The sequence below is a fragment of the Actinophytocola gossypii genome, assembly GCF_025165815.1.
In the GTDB taxonomy this organism is placed as follows: Bacteria; Actinomycetota; Actinomycetes; order Mycobacteriales; family Pseudonocardiaceae; genus Actinophytocola; species Actinophytocola gossypii.
This window is the reverse complement of sequence record NZ_JAFFZE010000009.1, coordinates 512328-535621: the sequence shown is the minus strand read 5'-3', so window position 1 is coordinate 535621 and position 23294 is coordinate 512328. Positions and strand designations below refer to the sequence as shown.

At 72.8% G+C, this 23294-nt stretch carries 24 protein-coding genes; 14 read left to right on the top strand and 10 right to left on the bottom strand.

The genetic code is table 11. The annotated features are described in order from the left end of the window. The first annotated feature begins 16 nt into the window (after nt 1-16). From JT362_RS10875 to JT362_RS10865, 3 genes are all read left to right on the top strand, one after another. The gene (locus JT362_RS10875; RefSeq protein WP_260190964.1) at nt 17-499 is read left to right on the top strand and encodes a hypothetical protein; all 483 of its coding nucleotides are present in this window, start codon (nt 17-19) and stop codon (nt 497-499) included. Nucleotides 500-509: 10 nt separating this feature from the next. Further along, on the top strand, nt 510-1070 hold the full coding sequence (locus JT362_RS10870) for a hypothetical protein (protein WP_260190963.1): 561 nt from the start codon (nt 510-512) through the stop codon (nt 1068-1070). Nucleotides 1071-1185: 115 nt separating this feature from the next. Next, nucleotides 1186-1401: a hypothetical protein gene (locus JT362_RS10865; RefSeq protein WP_375546467.1), complete on the top strand. Its 216-nt coding sequence runs from the start codon at nt 1186-1188 to the stop codon at nt 1399-1401. Here the strand turns inward: JT362_RS10865 and JT362_RS10860 are convergent. Beyond that, nucleotides 1398-2222, bottom strand: coding sequence for a tRNA (adenine-N1)-methyltransferase (locus JT362_RS10860; protein ID WP_260191051.1), 825 nt, complete (start codon nt 2220-2222; stop codon nt 1398-1400). The two genes, JT362_RS10865 and JT362_RS10860, sit on opposite strands and share 4 nt — an antisense overlap. Nucleotides 2223-2341: 119 nt before the next feature. On the opposite strand from JT362_RS10860, the gene JT362_RS10855 reads away from it, so the two are divergent. After that, nucleotides 2342-3058, top strand: coding sequence for an Rv0361 family membrane protein (locus JT362_RS10855; protein WP_260190962.1), 717 nt, complete (start codon nt 2342-2344; stop codon nt 3056-3058). Between the two features lie 67 nt (nt 3059-3125). On the opposite strand, the gene JT362_RS10850 is transcribed toward JT362_RS10855, so the two are convergent. Then, on the bottom strand, nt 3126-4256 hold the full coding sequence (locus JT362_RS10850; protein ID WP_260190961.1) for a site-2 protease family protein: 1131 nt from the start codon (nt 4254-4256) through the stop codon (nt 3126-3128). Nucleotides 4257-4377: 121 nt separating this feature from the next. Here JT362_RS10850 and JT362_RS10845 point away from each other — a divergent pair, with 121 nt between their 5' ends. Beyond that, nucleotides 4378-5283 (top strand): RecB family exonuclease, encoded by a 906-nt coding sequence (locus tag JT362_RS10845; protein WP_260190960.1) that lies wholly within the window; start codon nt 4378-4380, stop codon nt 5281-5283. Then, nucleotides 5267-6064 (top strand): thioesterase family protein, encoded by a 798-nt coding sequence (locus JT362_RS10840; RefSeq protein WP_260190959.1) that lies wholly within the window; start codon nt 5267-5269, stop codon nt 6062-6064. The genes JT362_RS10845 and JT362_RS10840 overlap by 17 nt, the downstream gene beginning before the upstream one ends. A 3-nt stretch (nt 6065-6067) precedes the next feature. Here the strand turns inward: JT362_RS10840 and hisG are convergent, their stop codons facing one another. Both hisG and JT362_RS10830 read right to left on the bottom strand, forming a co-directional pair. Next, nucleotides 6068-6913, bottom strand: coding sequence for an ATP phosphoribosyltransferase (gene hisG, locus JT362_RS10835; RefSeq protein WP_260190958.1), 846 nt, complete (start codon nt 6911-6913; stop codon nt 6068-6070). A 42-nt stretch (nt 6914-6955) separates the two neighbouring features. After that, on the bottom strand, nt 6956-7219 hold the full coding sequence (locus tag JT362_RS10830) for a phosphoribosyl-ATP diphosphatase (RefSeq protein WP_260190957.1): 264 nt from the start codon (nt 7217-7219) through the stop codon (nt 6956-6958). A gap of 132 nt (nt 7220-7351) precedes the next feature. Here JT362_RS10830 and JT362_RS10825 point away from each other — a divergent pair, with 132 nt between their 5' ends. Beyond that, on the top strand, nt 7352-7588 hold the full coding sequence (locus tag JT362_RS10825) for a type II toxin-antitoxin system Phd/YefM family antitoxin (RefSeq protein WP_260190956.1): 237 nt from the start codon (nt 7352-7354) through the stop codon (nt 7586-7588). Beyond that, nucleotides 7573-7980, top strand: coding sequence for a PIN domain-containing protein (locus JT362_RS10820; RefSeq protein WP_260190955.1), 408 nt, complete (start codon nt 7573-7575; stop codon nt 7978-7980). Before JT362_RS10825 ends, JT362_RS10820 begins: the two co-directional genes overlap by 16 nt. Nucleotide 7981: 1 nt before the next feature. Here the strand turns inward: JT362_RS10820 and JT362_RS10815 are convergent, their stop codons facing one another. Continuing rightward, on the bottom strand, nt 7982-8653 hold the full coding sequence (locus tag JT362_RS10815; protein ID WP_260190954.1) for an HAD family hydrolase: 672 nt from the start codon (nt 8651-8653) through the stop codon (nt 7982-7984). A gap of 133 nt (nt 8654-8786) precedes the next feature. On the opposite strand from JT362_RS10815, the gene JT362_RS10810 reads away from it, so the two are divergent. The 3 genes from JT362_RS10810 to JT362_RS10800 all read left to right on the top strand — a co-directional run bounded on the left by JT362_RS10810 (nt 8787) and on the right by JT362_RS10800 (nt 13107). After that, complete coding sequence (locus tag JT362_RS10810; protein WP_260190953.1) at nt 8787-9677, top strand: PAC2 family protein; 891 nt, start codon at nt 8787-8789, stop codon at nt 9675-9677. 2 nt (nt 9678-9679) lie between these two features. After that, a complete protein-coding gene (locus tag JT362_RS35390) occupies nt 9680-10798 on the top strand; it encodes an MFS transporter (RefSeq protein ID WP_311202688.1) in 1119 nt (372 codons plus the stop codon). A 200-nt stretch (nt 10799-10998) separates the two neighbouring features. After that, complete coding sequence (locus JT362_RS10800) at nt 10999-13107, top strand: choice-of-anchor P domain-containing protein (protein WP_260190952.1); 2109 nt, start codon at nt 10999-11001, stop codon at nt 13105-13107. A gap of 55 nt (nt 13108-13162) precedes the next feature. Here JT362_RS10800 and mshC read toward each other — a convergent pair whose 3' ends face one another. After that, nucleotides 13163-14401: a cysteine--1-D-myo-inosityl 2-amino-2-deoxy-alpha-D-glucopyranoside ligase gene (gene mshC, locus JT362_RS10795; RefSeq protein WP_260190951.1), complete on the bottom strand. Its 1239-nt coding sequence runs from the start codon at nt 14399-14401 to the stop codon at nt 13163-13165. Nucleotides 14402-14521: 120 nt separating this feature from the next. Here mshC and JT362_RS10790 point away from each other — a divergent pair, with 120 nt between their 5' ends. Both JT362_RS10790 and JT362_RS10785 read left to right on the top strand, forming a co-directional pair. Continuing rightward, nucleotides 14522-15706: a S8 family serine peptidase gene (locus tag JT362_RS10790; protein ID WP_260190950.1), complete on the top strand. Its 1185-nt coding sequence runs from the start codon at nt 14522-14524 to the stop codon at nt 15704-15706. A 10-nt stretch (nt 15707-15716) separates the two neighbouring features. After that, nucleotides 15717-15935, top strand: coding sequence for a hypothetical protein (locus JT362_RS10785; protein WP_260190949.1), 219 nt, complete (start codon nt 15717-15719; stop codon nt 15933-15935). Between the two features lies 1 nt (nt 15936). Here the strand turns inward: JT362_RS10785 and JT362_RS10780 are convergent, their stop codons facing one another. After that, nucleotides 15937-16917 (bottom strand): aldo/keto reductase, encoded by a 981-nt coding sequence (locus JT362_RS10780; protein ID WP_260190948.1) that lies wholly within the window; start codon nt 16915-16917, stop codon nt 15937-15939. Between the two features lie 40 nt (nt 16918-16957). Beyond that, nucleotides 16958-17179 carry a hypothetical protein gene (locus JT362_RS10775; RefSeq protein ID WP_260190947.1) on the bottom strand — a complete coding sequence of 74 codons (222 nt, stop codon included), beginning with the start codon at nt 17177-17179 and terminating at the stop codon, nt 16958-16960. Between the two features lie 66 nt (nt 17180-17245). Between JT362_RS10775 and JT362_RS10770 the strand changes: the two genes are divergently transcribed. Next, nucleotides 17246-18370, top strand: a complete 1125-nt coding sequence (locus JT362_RS10770) for a hypothetical protein (protein ID WP_260190946.1) — start codon at nt 17246-17248, stop codon at nt 18368-18370. Between the two features lie 106 nt (nt 18371-18476). Here JT362_RS10770 and JT362_RS10765 read toward each other — a convergent pair whose 3' ends face one another. Further along, the gene (locus JT362_RS10765) at nt 18477-19298 is read right to left on the bottom strand and encodes a peptidoglycan-binding protein (protein WP_260190945.1); all 822 of its coding nucleotides are present in this window, start codon (nt 19296-19298) and stop codon (nt 18477-18479) included. A 64-nt stretch (nt 19299-19362) separates the two neighbouring features. Beyond that, a complete protein-coding gene (gene hrpA / locus JT362_RS10760) occupies nt 19363-23244 on the bottom strand; it encodes an ATP-dependent RNA helicase HrpA (protein WP_260190944.1) in 3882 nt (1293 codons plus the stop codon). Nucleotides 23245-23294: the final 50 nt, after the last annotated feature.

Genomic DNA, 23294 nt, shown 5'->3' with positions numbered 1-23294 from the left:
GGTTCGCCGGGCCGCGATGATCGCGTTACTGCTGCTGATCGCCGTACTGATCCTCAGTGGCATCGGGGTCGGGGTGTACTTGATCGTGCGCCCCGGCCCCGAGCCGTCTCCGGAGGCGGATCCGGCACCGACTCCTCCGGTAACCTCCACCCGTCCCGGGACGACAACCCCTGGGACGGCCACCGCTCCCGCCCCCGGCGGGGGCACCGGTGCCGGCACGACCGCGATCGAACCGCCGCCCGGCGGTACGGACCTGCGGTCGGTCGCCGCCGGCTACGTCGACGCGGTGAACGCGCGGGACGAGGCCGCGGCGACCGCGCTGACCTGCCGGGGCACGGACCCCGGCACGCTGTTCTCGGTCAGCGAGGGCCGGGAGGTCACCCTGACCGGGGTCGAGGTGATCGAGGGCCCGGTGGCCAGCGCCACCGTGCTGGTCGGGGACGACGAGACGGCGTTGTTGATGGAGAACGAGGAGGACCGCTGGTGCGTGGCGATCTGAGGGCCGAGCGATGACCGACCCGGAGGCCGATCACGGGACCGATCCGCAGACCGACCCGGAGACCGGTCGGAACCGGCTCGTCCTGATCACCATCGGCGCCGTGGTGGTGCTGACGGTCGTCGGCGTGGTCGTGTACCTGCTCACCCAGTCGGACTCCGACGAGGCGAGCAACCCGGAGGTCCCCACCATCTCGGGCGAGGCGCCGCCCCCGCCGGAGCAGGCGCCCCCGTCCGTGTCCGACCCGCCGGCCGGCAACGCCACCGGCGCGGTCACCGCTCCCCCGCCCCCGGACGACGACCAGCAGGCCGCCGCCCGGACGGTCGCCGAGGACGCCATCAACGCCATCAACACCCAGGACGTCGACGCGATGTCCGAGCTGGCGTGCGACCCCGACTCGGTCGGCCAGGCGGAGGACCTGACCCCGGGCGTCACCGCGGCGCTGCGGGACAACCCGACGATCGACGGCGACGAGGCCACGGTTCCGCTGGAGCTGCGCATCGAGGGCATCGAGCCGACCTTCGTCGACCTCACCCTGGAGAAGCGCCAGGACGGAAGCTGGTGCGTGCCCTAGCCGGCCTGGCCGACGTACAGGACGTTGCCGTCCGGGTCACGGAGGTCGAACATCGGCGGCACGCCCTCCAGGCGAGCAGCTCGTCGACGTCCACGCCCCGCTCCGACAGCCGCGCGTGCAGCACCGCCGCGGCGCGCGGGCCGGGCTCGATCAGCTGGCCGAGGCGGGCGACGGGCTGACCGGGCACCGCGTGGACGCCGTCCGCGCCCACCTGTTGACGATGCTGGGCGACCGCGCGGCCGCCCGCGACGCCTACCTGACCGCGGCGCGCCGGACGCTGAGCGTGCCGGAGCAGCGCTACCTCGAGTCCCGCGCGGCCGCGCTCGGCTAACCGCGCTGGGCGCGGCGCTGGAGCCGCGGCGGGGTGACGCCTTCGGCCAGCCGGCGGGTGACCAGCACGAACGCGGTGTGCGCCACCATCCGGTGCTCGGGCCGGACGGCCAGCCCGACCACGTGCCATGGGCGCATCAGGGTCTCCCACGCCTGCGGCTCGGTCCAGCACTGCTGCTCCCGCAGTGCCTCGGTCACCCGGGACAGCTGCGTGGTGGTGGCGACGTAGACCACGAGCACGCCACCCGGGATGACGCTGCGCGCCATGACCGGCAGCATCTCCCACGGCGAGAGCATGTCCAGCACCGCCCGGTCCACCTCGCCCTCGTGGGTGGCGAGGTCGGCGAGGCGCAGCTCCCAGTTCGGCGGCGACTCGCCGAAGAACGCGGTCACGTTCCGCTCGGCGTGCTCGGCGTGGTCGGCCCGCACCTCGTAGGAGGTCACCGTGCCGGTCGGGCCGACGGCACGCAGCAGCGAGCAGGTCAGCGCGCCGGAGCCGGCGCCGGCCTCGAGCACCCGGGCGCCGGGGAAGACGTCGCCCCACATGATGATCTGCCCGGCGTCCTTCGGGTAGATGACTTGGGCGCCGCGCGGCATGGACAGCACGTAGTCGGCGAGCAGCGGGCGCAACGCCAGATAGGCGGTGCCGCCGACGGAGGTGACCAGTGAGCCCTCCGGCTGGCCGATCACGTCGTCATGGGACACCGCGCCGCGATGGGTGTGGTACTGCGCGCCCGGGGTGAGCACCAGCGTGTAGTGCCTGCCCTTCGGATCGGTGAGCTGCACCCGATCGCCCTCACGGAACGGGCCGCTCGCCCTGATCTCGCCCACTCTGCTCCCTTCCCGGTGCTTTCGGGTGATCGTCGCAGACACCCGGCCGGGGCCGAATGGGGGTACCCGCACTACTCTGGCGGCCTCGCCGAGCCCATCCAGGGGAGACCATGACGTATCCGCCGCAGCAACCCGGCCCGTACGGTCAGCAGGGCCCGTGGGGGCAGCCGCAGGGCCAGCCCCCGTACCAGCAACCGCCGTCCCAGACACCGCCGTGGCTGGCCAACGGCCCCGAGGGCTTCCCGTCGTTCGACCAGGAGCCGAAGAAGTCGAGGACGGGCCTGATCGTCACGCTGGTCGTCGTCGGGCTGCTCGTGCTCGGCGGTGGCGGGTTCGGCGTGTGGATGCTGATGTCGAACGAGGACGACTCCGGTGGCGGGGGCGGGGACGGCGGCGGGGACGCCCGCACGGCCGCCGAGGCCTACGTGCGGGAGCTGGAGAAGACGGTCAACACCGACCTGGCGGACATCGACCTCGGCCCGATGGAGGCCGTGACCTGCGCCGACGACTTCGAGCGGATGGAGCGCGAGATCGGCGACGCCAAGGACGCGGGCCAGACCGGCCCGTCGGGCACCATCGAGGTCGGCATGGAGGACTTCCAGTCCACCGAGAACGAGGGTTCCTTCACCCTCACCCAGACCGTCGACGGCGAACCCGGCGCCGACACCGACATGACCCTGGCCAAGGAGGACGGCGCCTGGAAGGTCTGCGGCCTCTACGGCTCCACCCCGCCCCCCAGCGAGGGCTCCGAAGACACCGAAGCCTCCGAAGGCGCCAGCCCCGACGAGGACACCTCCGGCATCCCCAACCCCATCCCCACCGGCTGACCCCGCGAGTCGTACCCTCCCGTCGCGCGAGTCGTACCCTCCCGTCGCGCGAGTCGTACGCTCCCGGTCAGCCCGCGCGCCCGGTGAGGCCGGCGCGCAGGTCCTCGCGGCGCAGCACGCCAGCCGGGCGGCCGTCCTGGTCCACCACCAGGAACTGCCACGCGGGGGTCTCCGCCACCCGCTCGACGATCTCCTCCCCCGGTTCGGAGTCCAGCAGCACGGACTCCGGCCGGATCGGCTCGGCGGCCTGCTCGGCCGGCGCCATCGGGGACCGCTCGGCCAGCCGCTCCGCCGCGTACGGGTCGAGCAGGCCGGCCGCCACGCCGTCGGCACGCACCAGGACCACGCCCCGGCCGGCCGCGGCCCCGAGCGCGTCGGCCACCGGGCTCTCCGCCGGCAGCTGGAGGATCGGCCGGGTCAGGTCCGCGAGCGCCAGGCCCTCCGGCCAGGTCCGCCGCTGGTCGGCGGCCAGCTCGCCGCGCGCGCCGGACGCCACGAACCACGCCGTCAGCGCGCACACCCCGAGCCGCAGCCACCGGTCCGGGCTCTCGGTCGCGATCCCCCACATCGCCCACAGCATCAGCAGCCCGGCCACCAGCCAGCCGCCGACGACCGCCGCCTTCGTCGCCACGCTGCGGTTACCCACGACCGCCCACACGCCGGCACGCAGCATCCGTCCGCCGTCCAGCGGCAGGCCGGGCAGCAGGTTGAACACCGCGACCGCGACGTTGGCCACCGCGCACTCCAGCACGAGCAGCCACACCGGGCCCTCGGCCGGCATCACCAGCAGCACCGCGCCGCAGACCGCGGCCAGCACCGCCGACACCGCCGGTCCGGCCGCCGCGATGACGCCCTCGTGCCCCGGGCGGCGCGGGGTCCTGGTGATCTCCGCGAGCCCACCGAGCAGGAACAACCGCAGCCGCCGTACCGGGATGCCGAGGTGCAGTGCGACCACGCAGTGCCCCAGCTCGTGGGCCAGCACCGACGCGCCGAGCAGCACCGCGAACGCGGCGGCCAGCGAGATCGACACCACGGCCCCCGCCTGCGGCAGGAACCGCTCGACCAGCGGCGCGTACAGCACGATCACCGCGACCGAGCCGAGCCACCACGACGGCGACAGGAGTACGGGCACACCGCGGAACCGGAACAGCAGCAGGCCGCCCTCGCGGTCCGCTGTCCATGGCGCGGCGTCGGTCACCCCCATGAGCGTAGGCGCCCTGGTGTGGGAACGCCGTGATGACCGCGCCGCCCGATCGGGGGGACGACACGGCGGGGCCGGGTCCGGCGGAACTGTCGGGGCCCTCGCCTAGGGTCTCCCCATGACCGAAACCGCCGACCTGCCCGTGGACACCGAGGCCGCAGCGGACGCTGAGGTACCGCGGCCCCGGCGGCCCGCGCTGTCGCCGTCCCGTGCCGGCGACTTCAAGCAGTGCCCGCTGCTGTACCGGTTCCGGGCGGTCGACCGGTTACCGGAGAAGCCGACGCAGGCGCAGGTCCGGGGCATCGTGGTGCACGCCGTGCTGGAGGAGTTGTTCGGTCTGCCCGCCGCCGAGCGGGTGCCGGACCGGGCGCACGCGCTGCTGGCCCCGGTCTGGGCACGACTCCGGGAGGAGCGCCCCGAGCTCGCCGAGCTGTTCACCGACGGTGCTGCCCCGGACGCCGAGGACGCGTGGCTGGAGACGGCGTCGCGGCTGATCGACGGCTACTTCACGCTGGAGGACCCGCGCCGGCTCGACCCGGAGGCGCGTGAGCTGCTCGTGGAGACCGAGCTGACCTCGGGCGTGCTGCTGCGCGGCTACGTCGACCGGCTCGACGTGGCGCCCACCGGCGAGATCCGCGTCGTCGACTACAAGACCGGCACCGCCCCGCGCGAGATCGGCGAGGCGAAGGCGCTGTTCCAGATGAAGTTCTACGCGCTGGTGCTGTGGCGGCTGCGTGGCGTGGTGCCCCGGCAGCTGCGCCTGATGTACCTGGCCGACCGGCAGTCGCTGACCTACCAACCGGACGAGGCGGAGCTGACCAGGTTCGAGCGCACGCTCGACGCGGTGTGGCAGGCGATCCTGCGCGCCGGGCGCACCGGCGACTTCCGGCCGAACAAGAGCAGGCTGTGCGACTGGTGCGCGCACCAGTCGCTGTGTCCCGCGTTCGGCGGGACGCCCCCGGAGTACCCCGGCTGGCCGGAACCGGACGCTGGTGAGGAGACCCCCCTTGACCGAGCCGACTGAGTACACCGAGGCGTTCTACGAGCCGCTCGGCGGTGGCCGGTTCGCCTCGACGAAGCACAGCGCCGGCCCGTGGTCGCCGCACACCCAGCACCTCGGCCCGCCGAGCGCGCTGCTGACCCGCGCGCTGGAGTCGCTGCCGGCCGCCGGGCCGATGTCGTTCGCCCGGTTGACCGTGGAGATCCTCGGCCCGGTGCCGGTGGCCGAGCTGGAGGTCGAGGCCGGCGTCGAACGGCCGGGCCGGTCGGTGGAGCTGCTGGCCGCGGAGCTGCGCTCGGACGGCCGGGTGGTGGCGCGGTGCCGGGCGTGGCGGCACGTCCACACGGACACGTCACCGGTCGCCGGTGACCTGGAGGCGCCGCTGCCACCGCCGTCGGCCGCCCGGCCGATGTACCGCCCGGAGAGCTGGGGCGGCGGCTACCTGGACGCGATGGAGTGGCGGTCGCTGGCCGGTGAGCTGGGCAGTCCCGGCCCGGCGACGGTGTGGGCCAGGCAGGGCGTCGCGCTGGTGGCCGACGAGCGGCCGACGAGCCTGCAGCGGCTGATGGTGCTCGCCGACTCGGGCAACGGGGTGTCGAGCCGGATGGACCCGCGCGAGTGGCTGTTCATCAACTCGGAGCTGACCGTGCACCTGTACCGGGACCCGATCGGTGAGTGGATGGCCCTGGACGCCGCCACGGCGATCGGCCCCGTCGGCGTCGGCTCGGCGTTCGCCGTGCTGCACGACGAGCGGGGCCCGGTCGGGCGAGGTGCGCAGGCGCTGCTGGTGCGCCCGCAGCGGTAGGCGTCAGAGCCGGCAGGAGCGGATGTCGGAGGCCAGCACCGCCTTGGCACCGAGCGCGGCGAGCCGGTCCATGACCAGGTTGGCCTCCTTGCGCGGCACCATCGCGCGCACCGCGACCCAGGCCGGGTCGGCCAGCGGCGCGACCGTCGGCGACTCCAGGCCGGGGGTGACCGTGATCGCTTCGTCCAGGAGCGCCTTGGGACAGTCGTAGTCGAGCATCATGTACTGCTGCGCGAAGACGACGCCCTGCAGCCGCGCGGCGAGCTGGTCCTTGGCCGGCGAGCCGTCGGCGCTGGTGCCCTGCAGGAGGACGGCCTCGGACTCGCAGATGACGTCGCCGAAGGCCACCAGGTTGTGCTGCCGCAGCGTGCGCCCGGACCCGACGACGTCGGCGACCGCGTCGGCCACGCCGAGCGCGACCGAGATCTCGACGGCTCCGTCGAGCCGGATGACCTCGGTGTCGACGCCACGTCGCGCCAGGTCGGCGCGGACCAGTTTCGGATAGGAGGTGGCGAGCCGCTTGCCGTGCAGGTCGTCCACGGTCCAGTCCCGGCCGGCCGGGGCCGCGTACCGGAAGGTCGAGCCGCCGAACCCGAGCGCGAGCCGCTCGTCGACGGGTGCGCCGGAGTCGAGCGCGAGGTCGCGCCCGGTGATCCCGAGGTCGAGCTCCCCGGAGCCGACGTAGATGGCGATGTCCTTGGGGCGGAGGAAGAAGAACTCGACGTCGTTGGTCGGGTCGAGCACGGTGAGGTCGCGTGAGTCGTGGCGCCGGCGGTACCCGGCCTCGGCGAGCATGTCGGCGGCCGGTCCGGCCAGCGCGCCCTTGTTGGGCACGGCAACCCGCAGCATGTGTGGCTCCAGAGTTCTCGAAGGTTCGGGGTCGGCTGCGGCTCAGAGATGTCGGTAGACGTCGTCGAGCGTGAGACCGCGCCCGATCATGAGCACCTGCACCCGGTACAGCAGCTGGGACACTTCCTCAGCCAGCCGCTCGTCGGACTCGTGCTCGGCGGCGATCCACACCTCGCCCGCCTCCTCGAGAACCTTCTTGCCCTGCGCATGCGTCCCCGCGTCCAAGGCGGCAACGGTGCCGGACCCCTCGGGCCGCTCCGCAGCCCGCCCACGCAGTTCGGCGAACAACTCGTCGAACGTCTTCACGTCCCCGATCCTTGCATCCCACCCGGGATGGTTCGCATCCGGATTACCGCCGTTGTGCTTCACCTGAACGAGTGACGGGGACAAAACCGCAGGTCAGCTAGCCTGACCGCCATGAGATCGATAGACGCGACGGTGCGCAACTTCGAGGAGTTGATCGAAGCCGTCGACCGTGGCGAGGAGGTCACGCTCGTCCGTGACGGCGTCGCCATCGCCCGAGTCGTCCCCGGACGACCCACCACCGCCGACCGGCTAGCCGAAGTGATCGAGAACCACCCACTCCCACCCGAAGCCGTGGACGAGTGGGAGAACGCGATCAAGGAACTGCGCGAGTCGCAGGATGACAGGGAGCGCAAGTGGTTCGACGACTGATCCTCGACACCGGCGTGATTGTCGGCTTCGAACGGCAGAACTCCGATCTGCGGGCCGTCATCGGCGACGACGAGCCCGCGATCGCGGCGATCACCGCGATGGAACTTCTGGCCGGCGTCAACGGGGTGACCTCCAGACATCGGGATCTGGTCGGCCTCAACGTCGAGGCGCTGCTCACGGTGATGCCTGTCGCGGACTACACCGTCGAGGTCGCTCGCGTACACGCTCATCTCATGAAGCACACCAGGCTCACGGGCCAACCACGGAGCGCTTTCGATCTGATCATCGCGGCGACGGCCGCGGCGACCGGGAGCCTCTTGCTGACCACCGACGCCGCCGCCAGGTTCGACGAGCTTCCCGGCGTCCAAGCCGAACTCGTAAAACTCGACTGAGTCAGCTGGTCAGTGCGGCGAGGTCGGCGATCGTCAGGCCTTCCAGGGAGTCGCGGAACGTGCGTCGCTCCCCCGGTTCGACCGGGACCTCACACGGGACCACCAGGACCTGACAGCCCGCGGCCACCGCCGACTGGGTGCCCGTCGGGGAGTCCTCGATCGCGACGCAGCTGGTCGGGTCGACGTCCAGGAGGCGGCACGCTTTCAGGTACGGCTCCGGGTGGGGCTTGTTCAGGCCGTCGACCTCGTCGCCGCAGACGGTGGTGTCGAAGAGGGTGCGGCCCACCGTTTCCAGGGCGATCTCGGTCAGGCCCCGTTCGGTCGAGGTGACCAGGGCCATCGGGATGCCGGACGCGCGTACGGCGGCCAGGGCCGCGGCCGCGCCGGGCCGCCACGGGAGGTCCTGGCGGAACACCTCCGCCATCCTGCGGTCGACCCACGCCGCGCCGTCGGCCAGTTGCTCCTCGCTCGGGTCGGTGATGCCGACCTCGGCGTAGAGCAGGCGCATGGTGACCTTCACGTTCGTGCCGACCATGGCCAGGCGGGTCGTGTCCGACAACTGGCCGCCGAGCTTCTCGGTCAGCTCGTAGAGCGGGACGTCCCACAGCTTCTCGGAGTCGAGGAGGGTGCCGTCCAGGTCCCACAGGGCCGCGGCGGGAAGGTGCTGGGTCATGTCAGCCGAGCGTCGCACATCGGGCGACCCCGGCGCGCGCGGTGTGACGATCTTCTCGCCGAGCCACACGGTCGGTGGACATGCCAGGAGCCTACGGTCCCCCGACGGCGGGGACGGGTCGTAGGCTGGCCCGGTGACCCACCCGGACCAGCACGCCACCGACCAACGCCAGCTCGTCGACCCCATCCTCATCGCGGCCTTCGAGGGATGGAACGACGCAGGTGACGCGGCCAGCGCCGCGATCGAGCACCTTCAGCTCACCTGGGAGGCGAGCGAGCTGGCCGAGGTCGACCCGGACGCCTACTACGACTTCCAGGTCACCCGCCCGACCGTCCGCCTGGTCGACGGGGTGACCCGCCGGGTCGAGTGGCCCACCACGCGACTCTCCGTGTGCCGCCCGCCCGGCGCGTCCAGGGACGTGGTGCTCATGCACGGCATCGAGCCCAACATGCGGTGGCGGAAGTTCTGCGGGGAGCTACTGGAACACGTCGAGTCACTCGGTGTCACCACGGTCGTCACGCTCGGTGCGTTGCTGGCGGACACGCCGCACACCCGGCCGGTCCCGGTCACCGGCACCGCCTACGACGCCGCCTCCGCGGCCAAGTACGGGCTGGAACGGTCCCGCTACGAAGGCCCGACCGGCATCGTCGGCGTACTGCAGGACACCTGCGTTCGGTCCGGGGTGCCGGCCATCTCCATCTGGGCCGCCGTGCCGCACTACGTGTCCCAGCCGCCGTCGCCGAAGGCCACGCTCGCGCTGCTGCACCGGGTCGAGGAGGTCCTCGACGTCGAGGTGCCGCTCGGCCAGCTGCCCGAGCAGGCCGAGGAGTGGGAGCGGACGGTCACCGAGATGGCCGCCGAGGACGAGGACGTCAGCAACTACGTGCGCGCCCTCGAGGAGCGCGGCGACTCGGAGACCGAGCTGAACGAGACCAGCGGTGACGCGATCGCCGCCGAGTTCGAGCGTTACCTGCGCAGGCGTCGTCCCGGCGGGCCAGGTCGGGGCTCCGCCGGCCCGTCCTGAGCTTGGACCGGAGCAGGCTTGCCGTCGTCGGAGTACACGCGGGCGGCTTCCTCGGCCCGTTCGGCGGCGGGGTCACCGCGTCGATCCTGCCGGAGATCGGGGCGGACTTCGGCGTGTCCGCGTCGGCGGCGTCGGCGACGATCACCGCGTACCTGGTGCCGTTCGCGGCGCTGATGCTGTTCTCCGGGACGCTCGGCGCGCGGTGGGGGCTGCGCCGCAGCATCCTCGGCGGCTACGCGGTCATGGTCGCCGGGTCGGCGCTGTGCGTGGTGGCGGGGTCGTTCGGGGTGCTGCTGGCCGGACGGGGCGTGCAGGGGGTGGCGAACGCGTTCACCACGCCGCTGCTGCTGGCGACGCTCGCGGCCACCACGCCGAGGGCGAGGCTGGGCCGGGTGCTCGGCGTGTTCGCGGCCATGCAGGCGGCCGGGCAGACCAGCGGGCCGCTGGTCGGCGGGCTCACGGCGGAGGCGACCTGGCGGCTCGCGTTCGTCGGGGTCGCGGTGGCGGCGGCGGCGCTGGCCGCGATCGGTCTGCCGCCCGACGCCGACTCGGGGCGGCCGGCCGAGCGGGTACGGCTGCGGTCGGCGTGGACGGCGGGCACGGTGCGGGCGTCGGCGGTGGCGCTGGTCGGCTGGGGGTGCCTGGGCGGGCTGACGTTCCTGGTCGCGTTCCGGGCGGAGGACGCGTTCGGGCTGGGCGCGGGCGAGCGGGGGCTGCTGCTGACCGTGTTCGGCGTGGTCGGGATCGTCACGGCCAGGCCGGTGGGCCGGCTGATGGACCGGATCGGGGCGCGCCGGGCGGTGCTGGTGGGGTCGGTGGCGGGCGCGGTGCCGGTGGCGGCGATGGGGTTCGCGCCCTGGCTGGCGGTGCTGCTGGCGATGTGGGCGGCCGCGGGACTGTTCGCGCAGTTCCTGCAGGTCGGGGTGAACGCGCTGGTGCTGACCGGCGAGGGAAACGACGCGGGCGCGGTGTCGGTGGTGCAGGCGTTCCGGTTCGTCGGGGCGGCGGCGGCGCCGATCGCGCTGACCCCGATCTACCACGCGTCGTCGCTGGCCGGTTTCCTGGTGCCGGCGGCGCTGCTGGTGGTGGTCACGCCGTTGGCGGTGGCGCGGTCCCGCTGAGGCCGCGAACAACTGTCGGTATCAGGGTGATGCCGCCGACCCGCTATCGGCCCAGTGAAACGACGGAAACCGGCGATGACAATCGTCATGGAGCTGGTCCGGTCGGGTAATCGCGTTTTCACTGAATTGTTCGAGTAACCGAAATGTTCGCCACGTCGACGTTGTGAAAGGGGATATCACAACCATGAGGATGTGACGGAATGAAACGAAGAAATCTGGCCGTGTCCGGAATGGCCGTTGTCGCGGTGACGGGGCTGTTCGGCGGAACGGCGGTGGCCGTCGACGGCCAGTTGCCCGGTGGCACCACGATCTCGGTGACCATCGACAGCCCGGCCGACGGCACCGTGGTCCCGAGAGGGCCGGTGACGGTCGAGGGCACGGCGTCGGTCGGCGAGGCCGCGGTGGTCAAGGACACCGCGCTCACCTACGTGGTCGACGTGTCCGGGAGCACCGCGGCGAGCTGTGACGGGGCCGGACGCAACGTGCTCCAGTGCGAGGTGCAGGCGTCGCAGGCGCTCAACGCGATCGCCGCGGACCCCGACGGCCCGGTCGGCACGGTCGGCGCGGTCATCTTCGGCTCGTCGGCCGCCGTCGCCGACGTCCGGCCCGCGGCGGGCGACCAGGTGCTGACCGGTCCGGCGACCGACCAGAACGGCAACGGCACCAGGGACATCGAGGAAGTCCTCGGCTCCATGTCCCAGGGCCACGTCGGCCAGTTCTCCGTGCGCAACGTCTCGACCGGGACGTTCTTCCCGGACGCGGTGATCAAGGCGACCACCGTGACCGACGCGCAGAGCGAGTCGCGCAAGATCGTGGTGTTCCTGTCCGACGGCGCGTCGGCGGGGAACGTGAACCCGGCGCTGGACGCCGTTCCCGAGAACGTCGACATCCACACGTTCGCCGTCGGCGGCGGGTCCGCCTGTCAGACCGGGGCCTACGACGCGAGCCTGCAGGTGATCGCGGACCGCACCGGCGGCACCTGCACCCACGTGCCCAACCCGGCGAACCTGCCGGACGTGCTGCCGGACCTGCTGGCCTCGGAACTGAGCTCGCTCACCGCCTCGGTGAACGGCGGTCCCTCGACCCCGGTGACCGCGATCAACCCGGGCCTGCCGCAGGACGGGCCGGCCACGGTGGACTACTCGTACACCACCGGCACGCTCACCTCCGGCCGGCACGACATCTGCGTCACCGCCCACGGCGAGGACAGCGGCGGGACCGGCTCGGTGACCGACTGCGTGGAGGTGGTCGTCAACGATCCGCCGACGGTCGACGCGAGCGGCCCGTACGCCGGCCAGGAGGGCCGGGCGGTGGCGATCGCCGGGCTGGTGACCGACCCGGACGGCCCGAACCTGACCACGGCGTGGACCGCCACCCCGGCGTCGGGCGTGGACGCCGGCGCGACCTGCGCCTTCGCGGACGCCTCGGCCGTGTCCACGACGGTGACCTGCACCGACGACGGCGTGTGGACATTGCGCCTCACCGCCGACGACGGGCTCAACCCGCCGGTCGCGGCGACCACCGAGCTCACCCTCACGAACGTCGCGCCCGAGGTGACGATCTCCGATCCGGCCGACGGCACGCTCGTGCTCCGCGACTCCGAGGTGACGGTCACCGCGCCGTTCACCGACGTCGCGGCCAACGACTCGCACACCTGCACGGTGGACTTCGACGACGGCTCCGCACCGGTCGCCGGCACGGTCGACCAGGGCGCCGGGTCGGGCACCTGCGCGGCCACGCACACCTACACCGGGGTCGGCGCGCACCTGGTGCTGGTGACGGTCACCGACGACGACGGCGGTTCGGCGACGGCCGTGGTGAAGATCGTGTCGTACGTGCGGGCCGAGGCGTGGGCGATCAGCGCGAACGGCCTGGTGACCGTGGGGAAGACCCCGCACGCCACCTGCCCGCCGAACAGCGACCTGACCACCGCCGACCTCGACCTGGCGCCGCTGGCGACGGTGCGGGCGCTGCACGCGGAGTGCACGCTCGACGCCGACACCGGGCACACCGACGCGTCCGCGGAGATCAGCGGCGCGACCCTGCTCGGCGGCGCCATCAGCATCAGTGACATCGAAACCCGTTGTGTGGCAACGGAGAGCGGACTGAGCGGCTCGTCCCGCGTCGGCACGCTCAACGGCAGGCCGATCGGCACCGCGCCCACGACGATCACGCTGCTCGGCCTGGCGACCGTCCACCTCAACCAGACGGTGACCGGTCCGGACGGCCGGCTCGCGCAGTACGCGGTGCGGGTCGTGACCCTGCTCGGACAGGAGATCGTGCTGTCCGGCTGCCGGCTCGGGATCTGACCGGGTGATCCGGGCGGTCCGGCCCACCAGCTGGGCCGGACCGTCCGGAGAGGAACTACAGGGCGACGCCGAGCAGGGCGTCCACGGCGTCGCGGACCAGGCCGGGTGCCGCGGTGTCCGAGCCGTCGCCGGCGAGGGCCCGGTCGGCCCAGGCGTCCACGGCGAGCAGTGCCCGGCTCGTGTCCAGGTCGTCGGACAGGTGGTCGCGCAGGCGGGCCACGGTGTCGGTCGCGTCCGGCCCGGTGGGGCCGGTGACCGCGGCGCGCCAGCGGGCCAGCCGGGTCTCTGCCTCCCTGAGCAGCTCGTCGGTCCACGGGCGGTCGTCGCGGTAGTGGCCGGCCAGCAGACCGAGCCGGACGGCCATCATGTCCACCTGGTCGGCCCGCAGGCGCGAGACGAACACCAGGTTGCCCCTGGACTTCGACATCTTCTCGCCGTCCAGGCCGATCATGCCGGCGTGCGCGTAGTGCCGCGCGAACGGGTGCTTCCCGGTCAGCGCCTCGGCGTGCGCGGCGCTGAACTCGTGGTGCGGGAAGATCAGGTCCGACCCGCCGCCCTGCAGGTCGAAGCCCATGCCGAGCCGGTTCATCGCGATGACGCTGCACTCCACGTGCCAACCGGGCCGCCCGGCGCCGAGCTCGCTGTCCCAGCTCGGCTCCCCCGGCCTGGCCACCCGCCACAGCAGCGCGTCCAACGGGTGCCGCTTGCCCTTCCGGTCCGGGTCGCCGCCGCGTTCGGCGAAGAACGTCGCCATGGTGTCGGCGTCGTAGTTGGACACCGCGCCGAAGTGACCGGAGGCTGCCCGGTCGAAGTAGATGTCCGGGTACTCCTGGTCGTCCGCGCGGTAGGCGACCCCGTCGGCCAGGAGTTTCGCCACGGTCTCGACGATCTCCGGGATGGACTCGACGGCGCCAAGGTAGTCCCTCGGCGGCAGTACGCGCAGGGACGACATGTCCTCGCGGAACAACGCGGTCTCCCGCATGCCGAGCACGACCCAGTCGTCCTGGTCCCGCTCGGCCCGCTCCAGCAGCGGGTCGTCGATGTCGGTGACGTTCTGGACGTAGTGGACCTCGTGTCCGTTGTCCCGCCAGACGCGGTGCACCAGGTCGAACGCCAGGTAGGTCGCCGCGTGCCCGAGGTGCGTCGCGTCGTACGGGGTGATCCCGCAGACGTACATGGTCGCCGTGGCGCCCGGCGCCGTGGGTCGGATCTCGCCCGTCGCCGTGTCGTGCAGCCGCAGGGGTCGCGGCGTGCCGGGAACGCGGGGCACCGGAGGGGCTGGCCAGCTCTGCATGGTTCCGAGACTAGACGTCCGCCCGTTCGGGTGAACTCCATGCGGGTTCTGTCACGGCCCTCACAAATCCGGGCCGGCCGGCGATGCAGGTGCGGGGAGAGTCGAACGAAAGGGACGACGATGACAACCGCAGGAACAACCGCGGATGGAACGACCGGCAGATACCTGGTCCTGTTGGAGGACGACTGGGACGGCGCCGCCGGTGAGCTGAACCGGGTGGCGGGCATCCAGGCGGTCGACTCCGCCGAGGCGGGCGTGACCGACCCGCTCTGGGAGGCCGACGGCCTGGTGCTGCGTGAGCTCGGCGTCGCGCTGGTCACCGCGGACGCCGACCAGGTGACCGCGCTGACCTCGGCGACCGTCGAGCCGGGCGCGATCGCCCTGGTCGAACCGGAGCGCACCGTGCACGCGCTCGCCACGCCGACCGCTCCGGCGCCGGCTCCCGGCCTCATGGACGAGACGATGTTCACCTGGGGCCTGCAGGCGGTCGGCGCGCCGGACAGCAGGGCCACCGGTGCCGGCGTGCGGGTGGCGGTCCTCGACACCGGGCTCGACCTGGAGCACCCGGACCTCGCCGGGCGCACGATCGAGTCGAGCTCGTTCGTCCAGGGCCAGCAGGTGCAGGACGGGCACGGGCACGGCACGCACTGCGTCGGCACGGCGTGCGGCCCGAGGGAGCCCGGGGACGGGCCGGGCTACGGCGTGGCGTACGAGGCGGACATCCACGCCGGCAAGGTGCTCAGCGACGAGGGCTCCGGCGCCGACGGCGGCATCCTGTCCGGGATCTCGTGGGCGATCACCAACGGGTGCCGGGTGGTGTCGATGTCGCTCGGCGCCGCGACCACACCAGGGCAGGCGTACTCGCGCACCTACGAACGGGTGGCGCGCCGGGCGCTGGCACGCGGAACGCTGATCATCGCGGCCGCGGGCAATGAGAGCAAGCGGGGCGCGGGCCACGTCGCCCCGGTCGGGCACCCGGCGAACTGCCCGTCGATCATGGCGGTCGGCGCGGTCGACGTGGCGACGGAGATCGCCAACTTCTCCTGCGGGACGGTGGACACCATCGGTGGCGTGGACGTGGTCGGGCCGGGGGTCGACGTGTACTCGAGCTGGCCGATGCCGACGCGGTACCGGCGGATCAGCGGCACGAGCATGGCGACGCCGCACGTCTCGGGCATCGCGGCGCTGATCAGCCAGGTGACCGGCGCCGCCGGGTACGACCTGTGGGCGCGGCTGTGCCAGACCGCGCGGCGGCTCCCGCTGCCCTCGACCGACGTCGGATCGGGCCTGGTGCAGGCGCCCTGAGGTGGTGCGGGTGATCGTGTCGGTGGCCGACGACCGGGACCTCGGCGAGGTGGCCGCCGCGCTGGTTCGGGCCGGGCTCGCGGTCACCGAGGTACTGGCGGGCGCCGGGGTCGTCACCGGCACCGTGGACGGCGCGGCGGTGGCCGCGTTGTCCACGGTGCCGGGCGTCGTCGACGTCGAGGTCGAACGAGAGGTCCGACTACCGCCACCGGACTCCCCCCTGCAGTGAATCAAGCGAGGACGCCGGCCAGCTCGTCCAGTTGGTCCGCCGACAGCGGCCCGATGGCGAGCGCGCCGGCGTTCTCCTCGGCCTGGGCGACGGTGCGGAAGCCGGGGATCGGGATGGTCCGCTCGCTCCTGGCCCACACCCAGCCGAGCGCGCCCTGGGCGAGGGTGCGGCCGCCGCTGGTGAGGACGTCGCGCACGGCGTCGACCCTGGCCGCCCAGCCGGGCGCCGGCACGCCGTCGGTGAAGAAGCGCAGCCAGTCCGGCGCGTCGGTGCGGATGTCGGCGCCGGCGGCGGGACGGTCGGCGGACCGGCGGCCGAGCAGGCCCATGGCGAGCGGGGTGCGGTTCACCGACGCGATCCCGCGCCGCTCGCACAGGGCGAGCAGCTCCGGCGCGTCGTGCAGGACGCTCAGTTCGTGCTGGACGGCGGTGCAGTGCTCGCCGTCGGCGAAGGCGGCCGCCCGTGCGGGATCGTCGGTGCTCCAGGCGTAGCCGCGGATCTTCCCGGCGCGCACCAGGTTCTCGCACTCCGCCCGCAGCGGCTCGGCGTCCTGGATGGACGGTCCGATGTGGAGCTGGTAGAGGTCGAGGTGGTCGGTGCCGAGCCGGGTCAGGGTGGCCTCCAGCGCACGCCGGACGTAGCCGGGTGAGGCATCCTGGCCGACCAGCATCCGGCGATCCTCGTCGATCACGTTGCCCCACTTGGACGCGATGGCCACCCGGTCGCGCCGACCGGCGAGCGCGCGGCCGAGCACGCGTTCGCTGTGCCCGGTGCCGTAGGCGTCGGCGGTGTCGAAGAACGTGACCCCGCGGTCGATCGCCGCGTGTACGGCGCGGACGGACTCGTCGTCGTCCACCTCACCCCAGCCGAGGGGGCGGCCGTCCAGGTCGGAGAACGGGCCGCCGATCGCCCAGCAGCCGAACCCGAGCGCGCTCACCGTACTGTCGCCCAGCGTCCGCTGTCCGGTCCATGTGTCAGTCATGCCTTCGCATCGTGGTGCCTGGAGCGCGCTCCAGGTCAAGCTAGTAGACGCGAGGGGCTCGCTCGTCGGCCGGTCGCGGCTCGGTGGGGAGGCCGAAGTGCGCGGCGATCCGCCTCAGCACGGTGCGCTCGTCGTCGGTCCAGGTGTCGAGGGTGGCGAGGGTCCGGTTCACCCGCACCGTGAGCGTCCACGCGCCGAGGCCGGCCGCCAGGGCCGCCGCTTCCGCCCGTTCGGTCGGCCGGTCCGGGTCGTCGGATCTCATGCGCACAGGGTGGCGCCGTCAGCTCGCCTACCGATCACAGGTTCGGGGGTGCCATATGCTCCGATCATGCGTCCTGTCGACAGCGAGGTCGCGCTGCCGCGCGGGATGGTGCTCGCGTCCGCGTGGGCGGAACTCGGGGACGCGGTTGCGCCGCTGAGCAACGCGACCGGCCGGCCGCTGGCGCGCACGGTCAAGCTGATCGTCGACCCGCTGGTGGTGCGGCCGGCGTGGAACCGACGGCTCGCGGGCGGGTCCTTGTCCGCCGAGCACGCGGACGAGCTGCGCCGGGTGATCGCCGACGCCGGGCCGGTACTCGCCGCCACCGCGGCGTGGTTCCTGTGCCTGAAGCGGGCGCGGCGCCGGGCCGGGATCACCGAGGGGAACCCGCAGGACCTGTACTTCCAGCGTTGCTACGAACTGGCCGTCACCCACGGACACCCCGGCCCGGACGCCGACGGGACCGCCGACCGGGTGGTCGCGGAGCCACGCGAGCCGCGGCCGACGGTGGACCGGATCCGGGAGCATCTGGCCGATCCCGGTACCGCGCGCGAGCTGATCCGCCTCCGCGACGCGGAGTGGGACCGGCAGGACGTGACCGAGCGGACGACGGACCCTCGGGTCGCCGAGTTCCTCGCCGGCTGCGACAGCGCCCCGGATCCCGCGCTGTTCGCGGCGTTGGTGTCCGGGCGTGCGGGGGCGCGCGGGGCCGACCTGGAGGTGCCGGGGGTGGCGCGGGAGCACGGGTTGAGCGACCGGGCGCGGCCGGCGCCGCCGGAACTGGGGCGGGAGGCCGTGAAGACCCGGCTGCCGAAGCCGTTCGACCGGTCGATCCTGGAGCGGCTGGTGTACCGGGAGGTCGCGGCCGACGTACCGGTGCTGGTGCGGGAGGAGGTCGTGCGGTCGGCGCGGCCGTGGCAGCTGGGCGACGAGCCGCACCGGGTCACGATGGTGCTCGGCCGGCTCGCGAGCACGGCGCTCGGCGAGGAAAGGGCACCCGCCGGTGCGGCCGCGCGACTGCGGTCGCGGTGGCGGCGGGAGGCGTACGTGCACCGGGTGCTGCGGTTACCGGCTCCCGAAGCGCCCGGTGTGCCGGCCGAGTTGCGGGCGGACGTGCACGCCGTGGCCGCGCGCGGACGGCACCGTCCGGGCAGCTGGTCGTCACCGGGGGGACCTTTCTCGACGGGCCGCTGAACTTCTCGGCGACCACCCCGCTGACCGACGTGCTGCACATCGTCGACGAGCGGGGTGGGTTGCGCCGGATCGTGGTGGGCGAGCGTGGCTGGTTCGGCCTGATCGGCTAGCCGCGCCGGTACTCCTCCCAGGTCACCTTCGGCACCTGCGGGCCGTCGTCGGGGCCGCGGTTGGCCAGGCCGTTGCGGCCGAGGTAGTAGTCGCCCGCCTGGTGCTGGGCCTGGGGCGACTGGTCGGTGTCGGAGATCGCGATGGCGTGGATGTGGTAGGCCCAGTTGCCCTGCTCGGGGGTGCGCAGCCAGGCGGCGAACCCGACGTTGCGCAGCGTGCGGACCACCTGGGTGCGCAGCGAGGAGGACATCCCGGACACCGACAGGTCGAGCGCGCCGCCGCCGTCGTGGGTGCCGGCCGAGCCGGGGTTGCCGGTGTTGTACGAGCCCTGGGTGACGGTCAGCGTCCGGCCGAGCAGCCGTTCCGCCTCGACGAGCATCGCCTTGGTGCGGGAGTTCATCGTGGCGCCGTGGTAGGTCAGGCGGGAGCCGGGGGTCAGCTCGTTGGTCAGGGTGAACCGGCCCTCGCCGAGGATGCGCAGCGAGGTGCGGCCGGGCAGGCCGGACGCGTCCAGGCCCTCGTAGCCGAGCGAACGCTGGAACGCAGCGTAGGCCGAGATGGTCGACGTGCCGAAGTGCCCGTCGACGTAGGCCGGCGAGAGCAGGTTCTTCGCGTCGAGCGCGCGCTCCACCAGCAGCACGCTCTCCTTCGCGCCGGGCGTGAGTGACTGGTCCGGCTTGCGCGGATCGATCTGGGCGGCCTTGATGATCGCCTCCATGTTCGCCGACGCCAGTGCCGGAGCCGGCGCGGCGACCGCGGGTGCGACGGAGGTGACCAGGGCGGTCAGGGAGAGTAGGACAGCCGCACGAACCTTCATGGTGACTCCTCACCAAACCCTCGCGAAACTGGTGGACTTATCACACACCACCCGCGCGGGCGGGTCAAGCCAGCTCGTCGATCGCCCGGTACACCCGCTTCTCCGAGATCGGGTACGCGGTGCCGAGCGTCTGCGCGAAGTAGCTGATCCGCAGCTCCTCGATCATCCACCGCACCCGCCCGTCGTCGCCCGGCCGGCCACGCACCTCCGCGTAGGCCGCCGCGGCGTCCTGGGCGGCATAGGTCCACTCCAGGTCGCGCGACGGCCGCTCGGGCAGCTTCTCCAACCGCCGCAGCACACCCCGCAGGTAACGCTCCACATCGGACAGCCTGGCCACGCCGGTCGCGGTGACGAAGCCGTCGAAGACCAGGCCCGCCACCTGCGCGCGCATATCCGCGACCGACTCGGCGAAGACCTTGCCGGTCATCCTGGCCAGCGCGGCGTCGACCTCGGCGTGGGTGGTCAGCACCCCGCGCACCCGATCCAGCACCTGGTACAGCGTGTCGGCCAGGCCGGCGCGGACGCCGGCGCACAGCTTCTGGAAGTCGTCGGGTGTCCACACCGGACCGCCGTGCTGGGCGACGAGCGCGTCCGTGGCCGCGTTGAGGCAGTCCTCCAGCAGGCCGGGGACGCTGCCGTGCGGGTTCGCCGACAGCGCGAGCTTCGCGGTGTTCGGCAACCGGCGCACCACCTGCTTCACCGGTGCCGGCACGGTCAGCAGCACCAGCCGGCGGGTGCCGCGCCACATCGCGCGGGCCTGTTCGGCCTCGGTGTCGAACAGGCGGATCGCCACCGACGAGCCCGTGTCCACCAGCGCCGGGTACGCGGTGACCTGCTGACCGGCGCGGCGCAGCGACACGCTCCGCTCCAGCGTGTCGAACGACCACGACGTCAGGCCCTCACGGGTGACGCCCTCCGCGCCGGAGGCAAGCGACTCCCGCACCCGCGACGCCAGCTCCCGCTTCAGCACGCCGAGGTCCTTGCCGGTGAGCACCGGCTTCCCCTCGTCGACGACCTGGAACGTGGTCCTCAGGTGTTGCGGCACCTGGTCGAGCTGCCAGGCGTCCGACGGCACGACCACGCCGGTCAGGTCCCGCAGCTCCGCCGACACCTGGGCCAGGGTCGGCTCCGGCACGTCGTCCAACCGGGACCGGAGCGCGTTCGCGAAGTCGGGCACCGGCACGAAGTTGCGCCGCAGCGGCTTCGGCAGCGACCGCAGCAGCGCGGTGATCAGCTCGGCGCGCAGGCCGGGCACCTGCCACGGCAGGCCGTCGGCGCTGACCCGGTTCAGCAGCGCGAGCGGGACCTGCACGGTGACGCCGTCGGTGACCTCGCCCGGCTCGAACCGGTACCGCAGGCCGAGTTCGAGTTCGTTGTGCGCCATGGCGTCCGGGAACGCCTCGGCGCTGACGTCGCCCGCGTCCGGGTTGACCAGCATGGCCGGGTCGAACGTCAGCAGGTCGGGCTGGTCGCGCCGGGTCTTCTTCCACCAGGTGTCGAAGTGCCGTCCGGACACGACCTCCTCCGGCACGCGATCGTCGTAGAACTCGAACAGCGACTGCTCGTCGACCACGATGTCGCGGCGCCGCGCCTTGTGCTCCAGTTCCTCGGCCTCGGCGAGCAGGTCCGCGTTGCGGCGCAGGAACTTGTGGTCGCTGTGCCACTCCCCCTGCACGAGCGCGTGCCGGATGAACAGCGCGCGGGCCACCGGCGGGTCGATCCGCCCGAAGTTCACCGGCCGGTCCACCACGATCGGCAGGCCGAACAGGGTGACCCGCTCCGAGGCCATCACCGCGGCCCGCTTCTTCTCCCAGCGCGGCTCGCTGTAGGTGCGGCGCACCAGGTGCCCGGCGACCGGCTCGATCCACGCGGGGTCGACCCGGGCGACCACCCGGCCCCACAGCCGGGACGTCTCGACCAGTTCGGCGGCCATCACCCACCTGGGCTGCTTGCGGAACAGCGCCGAGCCGGGGAAGATCGCGAACTTCGCGTTGCGCGCGCCGAGGTACTCCTTGCCGGCGGTGTCCTTGAGCCCGAGGTGCGAGAGCAGCCCGGTCAGCAGGGACCGGTGGATCGCCGCGGGCTCGGCCGGGATGTCGTTCGCCGTCACGTCCAGGCTCTTGGCCATCTGGCGCAGCTGGCCGGCGACGTCCTGCCACTCGCGGATCCGCAGGTAGTTCAGGAACTCGGCGCGGCACAGCCGACGGAACCGGTTGGCGGACAGCTCCGCGCGCTGCTCGGTGAGGTAGCGCCACAGGTTGAGCAACGACAGGAAGTCCGACTCCGGGTCGCGGAACCGGGCGTGCTGCTGGTCGGCCTGCGCCTGCTTGTCGACCGGCCGCTCGCGGGGGTCCTGGATGGACAGCGCGGCGGCGATCACGACCACCTCGCTGACGCACGCGTTGTCGTGCGCGGCGAGGACCATGCGGGCCAGCCGCGGGTCGACCGGGAGGCGGGCGAGCTTGCGGCCGAGCGGGGTCAGCCGCGGCTCGGAGTCCTTCGTGGAGCTCTCCAGGGCGCCGAGCTCGTTGAGCAGGTTCATGCCGTCGGTGATGTGCCGGCGGTCCGGCGGCTCGACGAACGGGAACGCCGCGATGTCGCCGAGGTCGGCGGCGGCCATCTGCAGGATGACCGAGGCGAGGTTGGTGCGCAGGATCTCCGGGTCGGTGAACTCCGGACGGGCGTCGAAGTCGTCCTCGGAGTACAGCCGAACGCAGATGCCGTCCGAGGTGCGCCCGCAGCGGCCCTTGCGCTGGTTGGCCGACGCCTGCGAGACCGGCTCGATCGGCAGCCGCTGCACCTTCAACCGGTTGCTGTACCGGGAGATGCGGGCGAAGCCGGGGTCGATGACGTACTTGATGCCCGGCACGGTCAGCGAGGTCTCGGCGACGTTGGTGGCGAGCACCACCCGGCGACCGCGATGCGGTTGGAACACCCGGCGCTGCTCCCCGTGCGACAGCCGCGCGTAGAGCGGCAGGATCTCGGTGTCCCGCCGGTTCTGCGCGGCGAGCGCGTCGGCGGTGTCGCGGATCTCCCGTTCGCCGGACAGGAACACCAGGATGTCCCCCGGGCCCTCGGCGGACAGCTCGTCGACCGCGTCCATGATCGCCTGGGTCTGGTCGCGGTCCGGGTCGGCGTCCGGGTCCTCCGGGTCGACGATCGGCCGGTAGCGGACCTCCACCGGGTAGGTGCGGCCGGAGACCTCGACGATCGGGGCGTCGTCGAAGTGCCGGGAGAACCGCTCCGGGTCGATGGTCGCGGAGGTGATGATCACCTTGAGGTCGGGGCGGCGCGGCAGCAGCTGCTTGAGGTAGCCGAGGATGAAGTCGACGTTGAGGCTGCGCTCGTGCGCCTCGTCGATGATCAGCGTGTCGTACTGGCGCAGCATCCGGTCCGACTGCAGCTCGGCGAGCAGGATGCCGTCGGTCATCAGCTTGATCAGGGTGTTGTCGCCGGCCTGGTCGGTGAACCGGATCTTCCAGCCGACCGCGCCGCCGAGCGGCACGTCGAGCTCGTCGCTGACCCGCTCGGCGACCGTGCGCGCAGCGATCCGGCGCGGCTGGGTGTGCCCGATCATGCCGCGCACGCCGCGACCGAGTTCGAGGCAGATCTTCGGCAGCTGGGTGGTCTTGCCCGACCCGGTCTCGCCGGCCACGATCACGACCTGGTGCTCGGCGATCGCCTTCGCGATCTCGTCGCGGCGCTGGCTGATCGGCAGCTCGTCGGGATAGGTCACCGCGGGGACGTTCGCCCGGCGCCGCTCGACCCGCTGCGCGGCGCGGTCGACCTCGGCCGCGATCTCGTCGATCCGCGCCTGCCGGGCGGCCTGGTCGCGGATCTTGCCGAGCCCGTCGAGCCGGCGACGCAGCCTGCGCTCGTCGCGCAGCGTCACCTCGCTCAGGCGGGAGCGGAGGTCACGGAGAGAGGTGGAGGAAGGCAGAGTCATCGCGTCACCGAGCCTAACGGTGCACGCCAGCGAGTTGTTCCGCCCGGTGA